The organism is Serratia sp. SM04 (assembly GCF_040280225.1).
GTDB classification, from domain to species: Bacteria; Pseudomonadota; Gammaproteobacteria; order Enterobacterales; family Enterobacteriaceae; genus Serratia; species Serratia sarumanii.
The window spans coordinates 235,425-248,971 of the sequence record NZ_JBEOQT010000002.1 but is presented as its reverse complement, the minus strand read 5'-3'; the positions used below and the strand labels follow the sequence as shown (position 1 = coordinate 248,971).

Annotated in this window: 12 protein-coding genes; 7 read left to right on the top strand and 5 right to left on the bottom strand. The window is 61.2% G+C overall.

Translation table 11 applies throughout. From position 1 onward, the window contains the following. Nucleotides 1–25: 25 nt before the first annotated feature. The 7 genes from ABTW55_RS04120 (at nt 26) to mglC (ending at nt 8,397) form a co-directional block, all read left to right on the top strand. On the top strand, nt 26–1,183 hold the full coding sequence (locus tag ABTW55_RS04120) for a YbfB/YjiJ family MFS transporter (protein WP_033654978.1): 1,158 nt from the start codon (nt 26–28) through the stop codon (nt 1,181–1,183). 244 nt (nt 1,184–1,427) lie between these two features. Beyond that, the gene (gene folE, locus ABTW55_RS04115) at nt 1,428–2,093 is read left to right on the top strand and encodes a GTP cyclohydrolase I FolE (RefSeq protein WP_004938969.1); all 666 of its coding nucleotides are present in this window, start codon (nt 1,428–1,430) and stop codon (nt 2,091–2,093) included. A 79-nt stretch (nt 2,094–2,172) separates the two neighbouring features. Further along, nucleotides 2,173–3,345 carry a DUF418 domain-containing protein YeiB gene (yeiB, locus tag ABTW55_RS04110; protein WP_060419896.1) on the top strand — a complete coding sequence of 391 codons (1,173 nt, stop codon included), beginning with the start codon at nt 2,173–2,175 and terminating at the stop codon, nt 3,343–3,345. Between the two features lie 127 nt (nt 3,346–3,472). Then, nucleotides 3,473–4,510: an HTH-type transcriptional regulator GalS gene (gene galS / locus ABTW55_RS04105; protein ID WP_033646782.1), complete on the top strand. Its 1,038-nt coding sequence runs from the start codon at nt 3,473–3,475 to the stop codon at nt 4,508–4,510. A 264-nt stretch (nt 4,511–4,774) separates the two neighbouring features. Then, a complete protein-coding gene (mglB, locus tag ABTW55_RS04100) occupies nt 4,775–5,767 on the top strand; it encodes a galactose/glucose ABC transporter substrate-binding protein MglB (RefSeq protein WP_033637723.1) in 993 nt (330 codons plus the stop codon). A gap of 99 nt (nt 5,768–5,866) precedes the next feature. Further along, complete coding sequence (gene mglA, locus ABTW55_RS04095; protein ID WP_033637724.1) at nt 5,867–7,375, top strand: galactose/methyl galactoside ABC transporter ATP-binding protein MglA; 1,509 nt, start codon at nt 5,867–5,869, stop codon at nt 7,373–7,375. Nucleotides 7,376–7,386: 11 nt separating this feature from the next. Then, nucleotides 7,387–8,397: a galactose/methyl galactoside ABC transporter permease MglC gene (gene mglC / locus ABTW55_RS04090; protein WP_004938953.1), complete on the top strand. Its 1,011-nt coding sequence runs from the start codon at nt 7,387–7,389 to the stop codon at nt 8,395–8,397. A gap of 64 nt (nt 8,398–8,461) precedes the next feature. Here the strand turns inward: mglC and sanA are convergent, their stop codons facing one another. The 5 genes from sanA to ABTW55_RS04065 all read right to left on the bottom strand — a co-directional run bounded on the left by sanA (nt 8,462) and on the right by ABTW55_RS04065 (nt 13,415). After that, nucleotides 8,462–9,205: an outer membrane permeability protein SanA gene (gene sanA / locus ABTW55_RS04085; RefSeq protein ID WP_039566829.1), complete on the bottom strand. Its 744-nt coding sequence runs from the start codon at nt 9,203–9,205 to the stop codon at nt 8,462–8,464. A gap of 169 nt (nt 9,206–9,374) precedes the next feature. Then, a complete protein-coding gene (locus ABTW55_RS04080) occupies nt 9,375–11,072 on the bottom strand; it encodes an NAD-dependent malic enzyme (RefSeq protein WP_033637726.1) in 1,698 nt (565 codons plus the stop codon). A 221-nt stretch (nt 11,073–11,293) separates the two neighbouring features. After that, nucleotides 11,294–12,178, bottom strand: coding sequence for a cytidine deaminase (gene cdd / locus ABTW55_RS04075; protein ID WP_049233460.1), 885 nt, complete (start codon nt 12,176–12,178; stop codon nt 11,294–11,296). A gap of 137 nt (nt 12,179–12,315) precedes the next feature. Next, the gene (locus ABTW55_RS04070; RefSeq protein ID WP_033646779.1) at nt 12,316–13,011 is read right to left on the bottom strand and encodes a CidB/LrgB family autolysis modulator; all 696 of its coding nucleotides are present in this window, start codon (nt 13,009–13,011) and stop codon (nt 12,316–12,318) included. Next, nucleotides 13,008–13,415, bottom strand: a complete 408-nt coding sequence (locus ABTW55_RS04065; RefSeq protein WP_033654965.1) for a CidA/LrgA family protein — start codon at nt 13,413–13,415, stop codon at nt 13,008–13,010. The genes ABTW55_RS04070 and ABTW55_RS04065 overlap by 4 nt, the downstream gene beginning before the upstream one ends. Between the last annotated feature and the right edge of the window lie 132 nt (nt 13,416–13,547).

Sequence of the window (13,547 nt, the reverse complement as noted above, 5' to 3'; positions counted from 1 at the left end):
TTCTTTTAACCTTTTGGATGCCGATATGGCTTTACGTATTGCCTTGAGCGGTTTTGCCGCGCTGATCGTTGCGATGGGCATTGGCCGCTTCGCTTTCACCCCCCAGGTGCCGCTGATGATCGCGGAACACCAGTTCACACTGACCGGTGCCGGGCTGGTGGCGGCGATCAACTATTTGGGCTACTTGTGCGGCGCCTACGACGCGATGCGCGCCACGCGCCACGTCGAGCGGCGCCTGTGGCTTGGCGTGTGGGGCGCGGTGGCGCTGACGCTGCTGTCGGCGCTGGCGCAGGATGAATGGACGCACGGCGCGCTGCGCTTCGTCATCGGCTGGGCCAGCGGCTGGGCGATGGTGCTGGTGGCGGCCTGGACCAATGAGCGGTTGGCGCACTACGGCCGGCCGGCGCTGAGCGCGGCGGTGTTCGCCGGGCCGGGCGCCGGTATCTTCCTCAGCGGCATGCTGGCGGTGGGCATCAACACGCTGGGGCTGACGGCGGCGCAGGCCTGGCTGGTGTATGGCGTGCCGGCGCTGGCGTTGGTGGGGGCGATTAGCGCCTTTCTGCCGCGCAGCGGCGAGCTGCATCGCCCGGACGTGGCCCCGGAGCCGCTGCTGCTGACGCCGGCGCTCAAACGCCTGGTGTGGAGCTACAGCCTCGCCGGGTTCGGCTACATCCTGCCGGCGACGTTCTTGTCGCAGATGGCGGCGGCGCGTTTTCCCGGCAGCCTGTTCGCGCAGTTCGTCTGGCCGGTGTTCGGCGGCGCGGCGGTGCTGGGGATCGTTATCGGCATTTTGACCCGCCATCGGCTCACTACCCAGACCCGGTTGGCGATCACGCTGTGGATACAGGCGCTGGGCGTGCTGAGCGCCGAAGTGGTGCCGGGCGTGGCCGGCCTGGCGCTCGGGGCGTTGCTGACCGGCGGCGGCTTCCTCTGCGTGGTGCAGCTCGCCCTTCAGCACGGCCGTGAACTGGCGCCGCGCCATGCGCGCTACATGGCCGGGTTGCTGACCACCGGTTATGCGATCGGCCAACTGGTCGGGCCGATGCTGTCGGCGCTGTCGACCGCCTTGACCCATCGACTGGAGCCGGCGCTGTACGTGGCGGTGGCGGCGCTGTTGGTGGCCGGTGCGCTGGTGGTGAATACCCCGGCGCGGCGGTTGGCGCAAAAAACGGCGATGCGGTGATTGAAATCCATACAAAAAGCGTGGAATCCCGCAGCCGGCCTGATTGTGCTAAATGCGAATATTTCACCTGCGGATGAAGCACAATCACTGGATAATCGCCGCGCTCTCATCTACAGTGGGAGCAAAATCTTGACCGGGTTCACGTTATCCACCACGAAAACTCTGCCGTCACGAGAGCAAGCAATTCGCCGGCCGCACGCCCTACCAGGCCGCCGGCGGGTTCCGTCCGCAGGAGAACAAATACATGACATCATTAAGTAAAGAAGCCGCGCTGGTGCATGCGGCGCTGGAAGAGCGTGGTCTGGAGACGCCGCTGCGCGGGGAAGTGCTGGATCGCGAAACGCGCAAGCGCCGCATCAAAGAGCACATGACCGAAATCATGCAGCTGCTGAACCTCGATCTGTCCGATGACAGCCTGGCGGAGACGCCACATCGCATCGCCAAAATGTATGTCGACGAGATCTTCTCCGGGCTGGACTACGCCAACTTCCCGAAAATCACCGTTATCGAGAACAAGATGAAGGTGGATGAGATGGTGACGGTGCGCGATATCACGCTGACCAGCACCTGCGAACACCACTTCGTGACCATCGACGGCAAGGCCACCGTGGCCTATATCCCGAAAGACTCGGTGATCGGCCTGTCGAAGATCAACCGCATCGTGCAGTTCTTCTCCCAGCGTCCGCAGGTGCAAGAGCGCCTGACCCAGCAGATCCTGGTGGCGCTGCAGACCCTGCTCGGCACCAATAACGTGGCGGTATCGATCGATGCGGTCCATTATTGTGTCAAGGCGCGCGGCATCCGCGACGCGACCAGCGCCACCACCACCACTTCGTTGGGGGGGCTGTTCAAGTCCAGCCAGAATACCCGCCAGGAGTTCCTGCGCGCGGTGCGTCATCACCAGGGGTGATGGCGTTGCGGGGCGACCCGCACGACGACAACAGGCGCCTGCGGGCGCCTTTTTCATGAGCGGAAGACAGCGATAAAAAATGAACAGTCACCCTCTGCCGCGCATCGCCACGCTGGACTGCGTGCGCGGCATCGCCATCCTCGGCATTTTATTGCTGAACATCAGCGCCTTCGGCTTGCCGAAGGCCGCCTACCTCAACCCGGCCTATTTGGGCATGCCGTCATCGCGCGACGCCTGGACCTGGGCGCTGCTCGATCTCTTCGCCCAGGCCAAGTTCCTGGCGATGTTCGCGCTGCTGTTCGGCGCCGGGCTGCAAATGCTGCTGCGGCGCGGCAAAAGCTGGATCCGCGCGCGGCTGTCGTGGCTGCTGTTGTTCGGTCTTGCGCATGCCATCTTCCTGTGGGACGGCGACATTCTGCTGGCCTACGGGCTGATTGGCCTGGTGTGCTGGCGCATGATCCGCGAGGCCAGGGAAACCTTCCAGCTGCTGAAAACCGGCGTGGTGCTGTATTTGATCGGCGTGGCGGTGCTGCTGTTGCTCGGTTTTATCTCGCACGGTGAGCCGGGCAGCTTCTGGCAGCCGGGCGCGGCGGAGCTGCAGTACGAGAAGTTCTGGAAGCTGCAGGGCGGTTTCGAAGCCTGGCGCAGCCGCGCCGATCTGCTCTCGTCCAGCCTGCTGGCCATCGGCGCGCAGTATGGCTGGGAGCTGGCGGGGCTGATGCTGTTCGGCGCCGGGTTGATGCGCAGCGGCTGGCTGCGCGGCAGTTATTCCTCCGGTTATTATTTGCGGCAGGCGGCGTGGCTGCTGCCGCTTTCGGTGCTGATCCAGCTGCCGGCGGTGGCGCTGCAATGGCAGGTGCATTGGGACTATCGCTGGAGCGGTTTCCTGCTGCAGGTGCCGCGCGAGCTGGGCGCCCCGCTGCAGGCGATGGGCTATCTGGCGCTGTGTTACGGTTTCTGGCCCGCGCTGTCGCGCATGCGCATCGCCCACTGGCTGACCCTGGTGGGGCGCATGGCGTTGAGCAACTACCTGCTGCAAACGCTGATCTGCACCACGCTGTTTTATCGCTTTGGCCTCTATGAGCAGTTCGACCGGCTGCAGCTGTTGGCGTTCGTGCCGCTGGTCTGGCTGGCCAACCTGGCGTTTTCCGCACTGTGGCTGCGTTACTTCGAACAGGGGCCGATGGAATGGCTGTGGCGCAGGCTGACGCAGCTGGCCGCCGGCGAAGCGGAACCCAAAACGCTGAAGTGAGCGCCCGCCGGCAGGTTAAAAAAATGTATGTAAACGTTTTCTTTCCTGTGACGTAATTCACGCAGAGCAGCGGGCCAATCGGGGTAGGATAGCGCCACCGGCCACTACCCCGATTTCAGGATCCCGCATGCCTCCAGTTCATCCGATCACCATTCGCGACGTGGCGAAACGCGCCGGGGTCTCCGTGGCGACCGTCTCCCGCGTGCTGAATCACAGCGCGCTGACCAGCAAGGAGACGCGCGAGCAGGTGCTGCAGGCGGTGGCGGAGCTGGGCTATCGCCCCAACGCCAACGCGCAGGCGTTGGCGACCCAAAGCAGCGATACCCTGGGCGTGGTGGTGATGGACGTCTCCGATCCGTTCTTCGGCGCGCTGGTGAAAGCGGTAGACACGGTGGCGCAGAAACACCACAAATACCTGCTGATCGGCAACAGCTATCATCAGGCGGACAAAGAGCGACACGCGATCGAAGTGCTGATTCGCCAGCGCTGTAACGCCCTGATTGTTCACGCCAAAGCCCTGAGCGACGCCGAGCTGATCGGCTTTCTGGAGCAGGTGCCGGGCATGGTGCTGATCAACCGGATTATTCCCGGCTATGAGCCGCGCTGCGTCGGGCTGGATAACGTCTGCGGCGCGGAAATGGCGATGCGTCTTTTGCTGTCGCAGGGCCATCGGCGCATCGGCTATCTGGGCTCCAATCACCCGATCGAAGACGGGCCGCTGCGCCAGCAGGGCTATGCGCAGGCGATGGCCGCCGCCGGGCTGGCCACGCCCGATAACTGGCGCGCCTACGGTTCGCCGGATCTGCAGGGCGGCGAGGCGGCGATGGTGGAGCTGCTGGGGCGTAACCTGCAGCTGAGCGCGGTGTTCGCCTACAACGACGCCATGGCCGCCGGCGCCATGGCGGTGCTGAAAGAAAACGGTATCACGGTGCCGCAGCATTTCTCGCTGATCGGCTTCGACGACATCCCCATCGCGCGTTACACCAGCCCCAAGCTCACCACGGTGCGCTACCCGATCGTCTCGATGGCCACGCTGGCCACCGAGCTGGCGTTGCAGGGCGCGGCAGGCCTGACGGAGCCGCAGGCCGCTCATCTGTTCATGCCGACGCTGGTGCGGCGCCATTCTGTCGCCCCCTGGCAAAGTGAGGCGACGGTCACTCTCTGACGATTTAATCTTGTGTAACCGTTTTCAATCTGTGAGAAAATTCACAGAATATTAACATCACGCCGTCTATGCTCTAGGCGTTTTCCGGCGCAAAGGCCCTTGCCGCTGCAACCTTTATCTCGCGCTGACACAGCATTTCTCGGAAATAACAAAATCCACGGACGGCAGGTGTTGAGTGGAAATCGCCTGGCCTGGGGTGTGCGCACTGCCGGTGACCATTGGCTCAAAGACGAGTAATACCCTACACAGAACCGGAGACTGACAATGAATAAGAAGGTTTTCACCCTGGCCGCCATGGCCGCAGCCATGATGTTTGGCGCCGCAGCCCATGCTGACACCCGTATTGGCGTCACGATTTACAAATACGACGACAACTTCATGTCGGTGGTGCGCAAGGCTATTGAGAAGGACGCCAAGGCTTCACCGGACGTCACCCTGCTGATGAATGACTCGCAGAACGACCAGTCCAAGCAGAACGATCAGATCGACGTGCTGCTGGCCAAGGGCGTGAAAGCGCTGGCGATCAACCTGGTCGACCCGGCCGCGGCGCCGGTGGTTATCGATAAGGCGCGCGCAAACGATATCCCGGTGGTGTTCTACAACAAAGAGCCTTCCCGCAAGGCGTTGGACAGCTATGAGAAGGCGTATTACGTCGGCACCGACTCCAAAGAATCCGGCGTGATCCAGGGCGAGCTGATCGCCAAACACTGGCAAGCCAACCCGGCCTGGGATCTGAACAAAGACGGCCAGATCCAGTTCGTGCTGCTGAAAGGCGAGCCGGGCCACCCGGATGCTGAAGCGCGCACCACCTACGTGGTGAAAACGCTGAACGAGAAAGGCATCAAGACCCAGCAGCTGCAGATGGATACCGCGATGTGGGATACCGCGCAGGCGAAAGACAAGATGGACGCCTGGCTCTCCGGCCCGAACGCCAACAAGATTGAAGTGGTGATCGCCAACAACGACGCCATGGCGATGGGCGCGGTGGAAGCTCTGAAGGCGCATAACAAGACCACTATCCCGGTGTTTGGCGTCGATGCGTTGCCTGAGGCGCTGGCGCTGGTGAAATCCGGCGCAATGGCGGGCACGGTGCTGAACGACGCCGACAACCAGGCGAAAGCCACCTTCGAGCTGGCGAAGAACCTGGCGGCGGGCAAACCGGCCACCGAAGGCACCCAATATAAAATCGAAAATAAAGTCGTGCGTATTCCTTACGTCGGCGTAGATAAAGACAACCTGTCTCAGTTTGTTAAATAAGAATTGAGATCCCGCTAAGACCCCGCCTGCGGCGCCAACACCAGGAATACCGCCGGCGGGGATGTTTACGACTGCAAGACAGTTAAGCCAGGTGTATTTATGGCCGATAGCTCACGCGAATTTTTGCTGGAAATGACGGATATCTGTAAGTCATTTCCCGGCGTCAAAGCCTTGGACAATGTCAATTTACGCGTCCGCCCGCACTCGATTCACGCCCTGATGGGGGAGAACGGCGCGGGTAAATCGACGTTGCTGAAATGCCTGTTCGGCATTTACAAAAAAGACAGCGGCAGCATTGTGTTTCAGGGCCGGGAGATCGATTTCAAGAGTTCGAAAGAAGCGCTGGAGCACGGCGTTTCCATGGTGCACCAGGAGCTGAACCTGGTGCTGCAGCGCACCGTGATGGACAACATGTGGCTGGGGCGCTATCCGACCAAAGGCCTGTTCGTCGATCAGGAAAAAATGCTCAAAGACACCCAGGCGATCTTCGACGAGCTGGATATCGACATCAACCCGCGCGAAAAGGTGGGCAACCTGTCGGTGTCGCAGATGCAGATGATCGAGATCGCCAAGGCGTTCTCGTACGACGCCAAAATCGTCATCATGGATGAACCGACCTCCTCGCTGACGGAGAAAGAGGTCAATCACCTGTTCACCATCATCCGCAAGCTGAAAGAGCGCGGCTGCGGCATCGTTTATATCTCGCACAAGATGGAAGAGATCTTCCAGCTGTGCGACGAGATAACGGTGCTGCGCGACGGGCAATGGATCGCCACCCAACCGCTGGAAGGGCTGGATATGGACAAGATCATCGCCATGATGGTCGGCCGCTCGCTCAGCCAGCGCTTCCCCGACAGGCAGAACACGCCGGGTGAGGTGATCCTCGAGGTGAAAAACCTGACGTCGCTGCGCCAGCCCTCGATCCGCGATGTGTCCTTCGATCTGCACCAAGGCGAGATCCTCGGCATCGCCGGGCTGGTGGGCGCCAAACGCACCGATATCGTCGAGACGCTGTTCGGCATTCGCGAAAAGGTGGCGGGCACCATCAAGCTGCACGGCAAGGCGATCGATAACCACAGCGCCAACGAAGCGATCAACCACGGTTTTGCGCTGGTGACCGAAGAGCGCCGATCCACCGGGATTTACGCTTACCTCGACGTGGGCTTCAACTCGCTGATCTCCAATATCCGCAATTATAAAAACAAGCTCGGCCTGCTGGATAACGCGCGGATGAAGAGCGACACCCAGTGGGTGATCGACGCCATGCGGGTGAAAACGCCGGGGCATCACACCCATATCGGCTCGCTGTCCGGCGGCAATCAGCAGAAGGTGATCATCGGCCGCTGGCTGCTGACGCAGCCGGAGATCCTGATGCTGGATGAACCGACGCGCGGCATCGACGTGGGCGCCAAGTTCGAGATTTATCAGCTGATGACCGAACTGGCGAAGAAGGGCAAGGGGATCATTATCGTCTCGTCCGAAATGCCGGAGCTTTTGGGGATCACCGACCGTATTTTGGTGATGAGCAATGGTCAGGTTGCGGGCATCGTTAACACCAAACAGACCTCGCAAAATGAAATCTTACGTCTCGCCTCCCTGCACCTTTAAGGATCGGAATTATGAACGCGCTAAATAAAAAAACGTTATTTACCTATTTCAAGGAAGGCGGCATTTACGTGGTGTTGCTGGTGCTGTTGGCCATCATCATCATTCAGGATCCTACCTTCCTCAGCCTGATGAACCTGAGCAACATTCTGACGCAGTCTTCGGTGCGCATCATCATCGCGTTGGGCGTGGCGGGGCTGATCGTGACCCAGGGCACCGACCTGTCCGCCGGGCGGCAGGTGGGGCTGGCGGCGGTGGTGGCGGCCACGCTGCTGCAGTCGATGGATAACGTCAACAAGGTGTTCCCGCACATGGAAACCTGGTCGATTCCCCTGGTTATCCTGCTGGTGTGTGCGGTCGGCGCGGTGATCGGCCTGGTTAACGGCCTGATTATCGCCTATCTCAACGTGACGCCGTTCATCACCACCCTGGGCACCATGATCATCGTCTACGGCATCAACTCGCTGTATTACGACTCGGTCGGCGCTTCGCCGGTCGCGGGCTTCGATCCGAAGTTTTCCACCTTTGCCCAGGGCTTCTTGCGCTTCGGCGACTTTAAGCTGTCGTACATTACCTTCTATGCGCTGATCGCCATCATATTCGTCTGGATCCTGTGGACCAAGACCCGCTTCGGCAAGAACATCTTCGCCATCGGCGGCAACCCGGAAGCGGCCAAGGTGTCCGGGGTCAACGTGCCGTTGAACCTGATCATGATCTATGCGCTGTCCGGCGTGTTCTACGCCTTCGGCGGCCTGCTGGAAGCGGGGCGCATCGGCAGCGCCACCAATAACCTCGGCTTTATGTACGAGCTGGACGCCATCGCCGCCTGCGTGGTGGGGGGCGTCTCCTTCGCCGGCGGGGTGGGTACGGTGTGGGGCGTGGTGACCGGGGTGATCATCTTCACCGTCATCAACTACGGCCTGACCTATATCGGCATCAACCCGTACTGGCAGTACATCATCAAGGGCAGCATCATCATCTTCGCCGTGGCGCTGGATTCGTTGAAATACGCCAAGAAGAAGTAGATTTACCGCAGTACAGACGACAAGGCCGGCAAAATATGCCGGCCTTTATTTTGGGCATTGCACGTTAGGGCTGTTTGGCTTTCTGCTTCTCTTCTTTCAGCTTGTGCTCCAGCTCGACCAGCTGTTCCGGCGAAACGGCGGGGTAGCCCTGGGCGTCTTCCGGTACGGTGTGCATGGCGGAAATCGGGATCAGCGGGCCGAGGAAGCGCGGTTCGCGCTTGAGGATATAGAGATCGGTCAGCGCGCCCAGGCGGGCGAAGATTTCGCGGGCGCGCACCGTCATCATGTCTTTCGGCGACGGCACCGCGTAGCACTGCGCCTGAATGCCCATGTGCAGGGCGATGAACAGCGCGCGCTCGCAGTGGAAGCGCTGGGTGATGATGATGAAATCGTTGGTGTCGAACACCTTGCGGGTGCGCACGATGGAGTCCAGGGTGCGGAAGCCAGCGTAGTCCAGCACGATATCGCTCGGCGCCACGCCGGCGGCGATCAGATCGCGGCGCATGGTCATCGGCTCATTATAGCTTTGCTGGGCGTTGTCGCCGCTCAGCAGCAGGTATTTCACCTTGCCGCTGTTATAGGCGTTGATCGCTCCCTGAATGCGGTAACGGTAGTACTGGTTGATCACCCCGGTGCGGTAATACTTGGCGGTGCCGAGCACCACGCCGACCTGGCGGTGCGGCAATGCCTGCAGTTCGTCGTAGACGTAAGGCGCGGTTTTCCAGCTGATCCAGCGATCGAGCGCAATAGCCGAACCCATCAACACCGCAATGATGATGAACAGGCTGATGATCAGGCGTTTCCACATGTTGTTGCCTTACGCGCGCCGGGCTGAAAAAGATGGATCAAGGCTACTTTACCTGACCGACCTACGCAAGACGCGAACCGCCTGAAGCACGCGCGCCGCCGCATTTTTCGGCGTTTTTGCCGCACAAAAAAGCCCGGCGGAGCCGGGCTGGGTCATTTCAGCGCGCCATTCAGAACGAGGTGCGCTTGTAGCTGCGGTACTGCGGCCGCCAGAAGTTGTGTTCGATGGCTTTCGACAGCGCATCTTCGGAGGTGACGATCGCCACGCCCTGCAGCTGCGCGGCTTTACCCACTTCCATGGCGATGCACTTCGACACGCCCTGAATATCGTCGATATTCGGCAGCAGCGCGCCGTGGCCGTCGGTGGCCAGCGGCGAGCAGTCCGCCAGCGCGCGGCTGGCGGCCATCAGCATGGCGTCGGTGACGCGGGTGGCGCCGGAGGCCAGCACGCCGAGGCCGATCCCGGGGAAGATATAGGAGTTGTTGCACTGGGCGATCGGGTACAGCTGATCTTTATAGCTCACCGGCGCGAACGGGCTGCCGGTCGCCACCAGGGCGGCGCCGTCGGTCCAGTTGATGATGTCTTCCGGACGGGCTTCCACGCGCGAGGTCGGGTTGGACAGCGGCATCACGATAGGGCGTTCACAGTGCTTGTGCATCTCGCGGATCAGCTCTTCGGTAAACAGCCCCGGCTGGCCGGACACGCCGATCAGAATGGTCGGCTTGGCGTTGCGCACCACGTCCAGCAGCGAGATGGCGTCGCTGGCGGTTTCCCAGCCGGCCAGGTTGTCGCTCTTCTGCACCAGCTTGCTCTGGAAGTCGAGCAGGTTCGGCAGTTTGTCGGTCAGCAGGCCGAAGCGGTCGACCATGAACACGCGGGCGCGCGCTTCGTCTTCGCTCAACCCTTCGGACTTCATCTGCGCGATGATCTGCTCGGCGATGCCGCAGCCGGCGGAACCGGCGCCGAGGAAGGTGACGGTCTGATCGCGCAGCTGGCTGCCGGCGGCGCGGCTGGCGGCGATCAGGCTGCCGAGGGTGACCGCGGCGGTGCCCTGGATGTCATCGTTGAAGCAGCAGATCTCATCGCGGTAGCGATTCAACAGCGGGGTGGCGTTGTTCTGCGCGAAGTCTTCGAACTGCAGCAGCACGTTCGGCCAGCGGCGTTTGACCGCCTGAATAAACTCTTCGACGAAGGCGTGGTACTCCTCGCCGGAGATGCGCGGATGGCGCCAGCCCATGTACAGCGGATCGTTGAGGCGCTGCGGGTTGTTGGTGCCGACGTCCAGCACCACCGGCAGGGTATAGGCCGGGCTGATGCCGCCACAGGCGGTGTACAGCGACAGCTTGCCGATCGGGATACCCATGCCGCCGATGCCCTGATCGCCCAGGCCGAGAATGCGCTCGCCGTCGGTGACCACGATCACCTTGACGTTCTGCTTGGTGGCGTTTTGCAGCATGTCATCGATGCGATCGCGGTTCGGATAGGAGATGAACAGCCCGCGCGCGCGGCGATAGATATCGGAGAAGTGCTCGCAGGCCTCGCCGACGGTCGGGGTGTAGATGATCGGCATCATCTCGCTCAGGTGCGAGTCCAGCAGGCGGTAGAACAGGGTTTCGTTGGTGTCCTGGATGTTGCGCAGGTAGATGTGCTTGTCGTTATCGTTCTTGAAATCCTGATACTGACGGTAGGCGCGTTCCACCTGTTCTTCGATGGTTTCCACCGCTTCCGGCAGCAGGCCGTGCAGGTTGAAGTGGCTACGTTCTTCCTCGGTGAAAGCGCTGCCTTTGTTCAGCAGCGGAAATTCCAGCAGAATCGGGCCGGCGTAAGGGATGTAGAGCGGGCGTTTGCTTTCGTATTCTAGTTCCATCAGTTTTACTCTTCACGTATCAGATAACTTTATTGCCGACGATCCTAAGAGATAAAGAGCAGATGTACAGCATTTGTTGCCAGATGATGAACCAGGTTGGCGTAATTATCGACAATCAAATGATTTTTTAACTAAAGAAAGTGTCTCCGGCGGCGTCGGGGCATTGTATTTGGCGGGCGGGGCTGTTAGCGGCGGAACCGGATGGCTCCGCCGTTGAGCGCTTAGAACGCGGCGCGGCTGACGTTTTGGCAGCCCAGCGCCGCCAGGGTGACGCGGGTGGCGTCCCACTGACTGATGATCGCCTCCTGCGGTTCGGCCAGCACGGCGCGGCGGATGTTCAGGCAATCGCCGCCGGAGAGGTTCAGCAGGATCAGCGCGGCCTGCAGCGGCGGCAGGCTCGGGTTGAAGGCGGCGTTTTCCGCATAGCGGCCGGCGTAGATGATGCCGTCCGCCGTTTCCAGCGCCACGCCGCTGTGGGCGTTGCTGTACGGCGCGTGGCTTCGGTTGGCCGCCGCCAGCGCCGCTTGTGCCAGCGCATCGTTCAGCGCCAGCTGATGGCCATGATCGACCTCGTCCATCAGCAGCGAGGCGACATCCAGATCTTTCGGGCCGAAGGCGTCCGGCAGATAGTCCGCCAGCGTGGCCGGCGCGCGGCCCGGCAGACGGATCTGCAGCTCGCCGCCGCTGTTCAGTTCATTCATAAACTGGCGGCAATGGCCGCACGGCGTGTAGTTGACGGTGACCGAGGCCAGCGCTTTTTCGCCGCGCAGCCAGGCGTGCGTTACCGCACTCTGTTCCGCATGCACGGATTGCTGCAGCGGCGCGCCGCTGAATTCCATATTGGCGCCGAAATAGAGGTTGCCGCTTTGCCCGCGCGCGATGGCGCCGACGTGGAAGTGCGATATCGGGGTTAACGAGCAGGCCGCCGCCAGCGGCAGCAGCGCGAATGCCAGCGCATCATCGTCCAGCCCGCAGCCTGTGCGGATCGCCGCCGCTTGCTCGGCCGTGAACATCGCCGGAAAGTCAGGCGCGTCCAGATAGGGCTGCAGGGCGGATTGCAGTGTCGCGGGCAGTGCGCTGAACGCGGTGTGAAAACGCGGGTGCATAGAAAGTCTCTCTACAGGTTAACGGGATAACATTCTAGGCAGGCCAGAGACATTAAAGTGTGATTGATGTCTCTTAATTGATGAAATTAGTGCAATGAGATACATAAATGCGAGATGTATCGCAAGTTTCACCCTGTTCAACTGAACAGGTGCAGCAGCACCGGGAACAGGAACGGTGCCAGCAGCGAGGTGATGATGCCGCAGATCACCAGCGCCAGCGAGCCGAAAGCGCCTTCCTGGTAGTCCATCTCCGCGCAGCGTGCGGTGCCCAGCGCGTGGGACGCGGTGCCCATCGCCAGGCCGCGCGCCGAGTGGGTGGTGATTTTCAACAGGTTGAACAGCGTATGGCCGAACACGGCGCCGAGGATACCGACGAAAATGACGCAGACCGCGCTGATCGCCGGAATGCCGCCGAGCGAGTCCGCGACGGCCATGGCGATCGGCGTAGTGACCGATTTCGGCAGGATAGAGGCGGCGATTTCCGGCGTGGCACCCAGCCACAGGGCGATGGCGCCGCCGCTGATCATGGCGGTCAGGCTGCCGATGAAGCACACCGCGATAATCGATTTCCAGCGCGCGCGGATCTGGTGCAACTGCTCATACAGCGGGAAGGCCAGCGCGACGACCGCCGGCTGCAGCAGATCGTTGAGGATTTTGCTGCCCAGGAAGTAACGCTCATAGGGGATGCCGGTGAGCAGCAGCAGCGGGATGATCACCGCCATGGAAACCAGCAGCGGGTTGAGCAGCGGCATATTCAGCTTGCGCGCCAGCCAGCGCGCGGCGAAATAGACCGCCAGCGTCAGCGGCAGCGACCACCAGATTTCATGGATCATGAGTTACCCTCCGTGTCGTCGGGTTTGCCGGCGATGCGGCGCTCGCGATGAAAATAATGTGAGGTATAGCCGACCACCACCAGCACCATCAGCGTACTGATCAGGCAAGAGATAACCAGCGGGCCCAGATGCGCGACGATCTGGTCGTAGTATTTCATCACCCCGACGCCGATCGGCACGAACAGCAGCACCATGTAGCGGATCAGCAGATGGCAGCCGGGTTTAACCCATTTGGCCGGCATAATCTGGGTAGAGAGCAGGGCGAACAGCAGCAGCATGCCGAGAATGCTGCCGGGAATGGCGAACGGCAGCAGCGCCGCCAGCGCGTTGCCGACGAACAGACAAAGGTAGATGAGGAGCAGAGCCCTCAGGTATTTCCAGCATAGTGTGAGCACGTTGGCCATTGTCTTTTCCCGTTTAACTGATGCATTCATCATACAATTAAACTGTGAGCCATGCCACAGATCGCGCCATGAATTCTCGCTATGGGCGCCATGCCCGATCGGCGGGTTGACAGCCCGGAATGGCCGCTACGC

Excerpts from the sequence above, each read along its gene's own strand:
- ABTW55_RS04120 (WP_033654978.1), top strand. The coding sequence starts at position 26 with ATGGCTTTACGTATTGCCTTGAGCGGTTTTGCCGCGCTGATCGTTGCG.
- folE (WP_004938969.1), top strand. The coding sequence starts at position 1,428 with ATGACATCATTAAGTAAAGAAGCCGCGCTGGTGCATGCGGCGCTGGAA.
- yeiB (WP_060419896.1), top strand. The coding sequence starts at position 2,173 with ATGAACAGTCACCCTCTGCCGCGCATCGCCACGCTGGACTGCGTGCGC.
- galS (WP_033646782.1), top strand. The coding sequence starts at position 3,473 with ATGCCTCCAGTTCATCCGATCACCATTCGCGACGTGGCGAAACGCGCC.
- mglB (WP_033637723.1), top strand. The coding sequence starts at position 4,775 with ATGAATAAGAAGGTTTTCACCCTGGCCGCCATGGCCGCAGCCATGATG.
- mglA (WP_033637724.1), top strand. The coding sequence starts at position 5,867 with ATGGCCGATAGCTCACGCGAATTTTTGCTGGAAATGACGGATATCTGT.
- mglC (WP_004938953.1), top strand. The coding sequence starts at position 7,387 with ATGAACGCGCTAAATAAAAAAACGTTATTTACCTATTTCAAGGAAGGC.
- sanA (WP_039566829.1), bottom strand. The coding sequence starts at position 9,205 with ATGTGGAAACGCCTGATCATCAGCCTGTTCATCATCATTGCGGTGTTG.
- ABTW55_RS04080 (WP_033637726.1), bottom strand. The coding sequence starts at position 11,072 with ATGGAACTAGAATACGAAAGCAAACGCCCGCTCTACATCCCTTACGCC.
- cdd (WP_049233460.1), bottom strand. The coding sequence starts at position 12,178 with ATGCACCCGCGTTTTCACACCGCGTTCAGCGCACTGCCCGCGACACTG.
- ABTW55_RS04070 (WP_033646779.1), bottom strand. The coding sequence starts at position 13,011 with ATGATCCATGAAATCTGGTGGTCGCTGCCGCTGACGCTGGCGGTCTAT.
- ABTW55_RS04065 (WP_033654965.1), bottom strand. The coding sequence starts at position 13,415 with ATGGCCAACGTGCTCACACTATGCTGGAAATACCTGAGGGCTCTGCTC.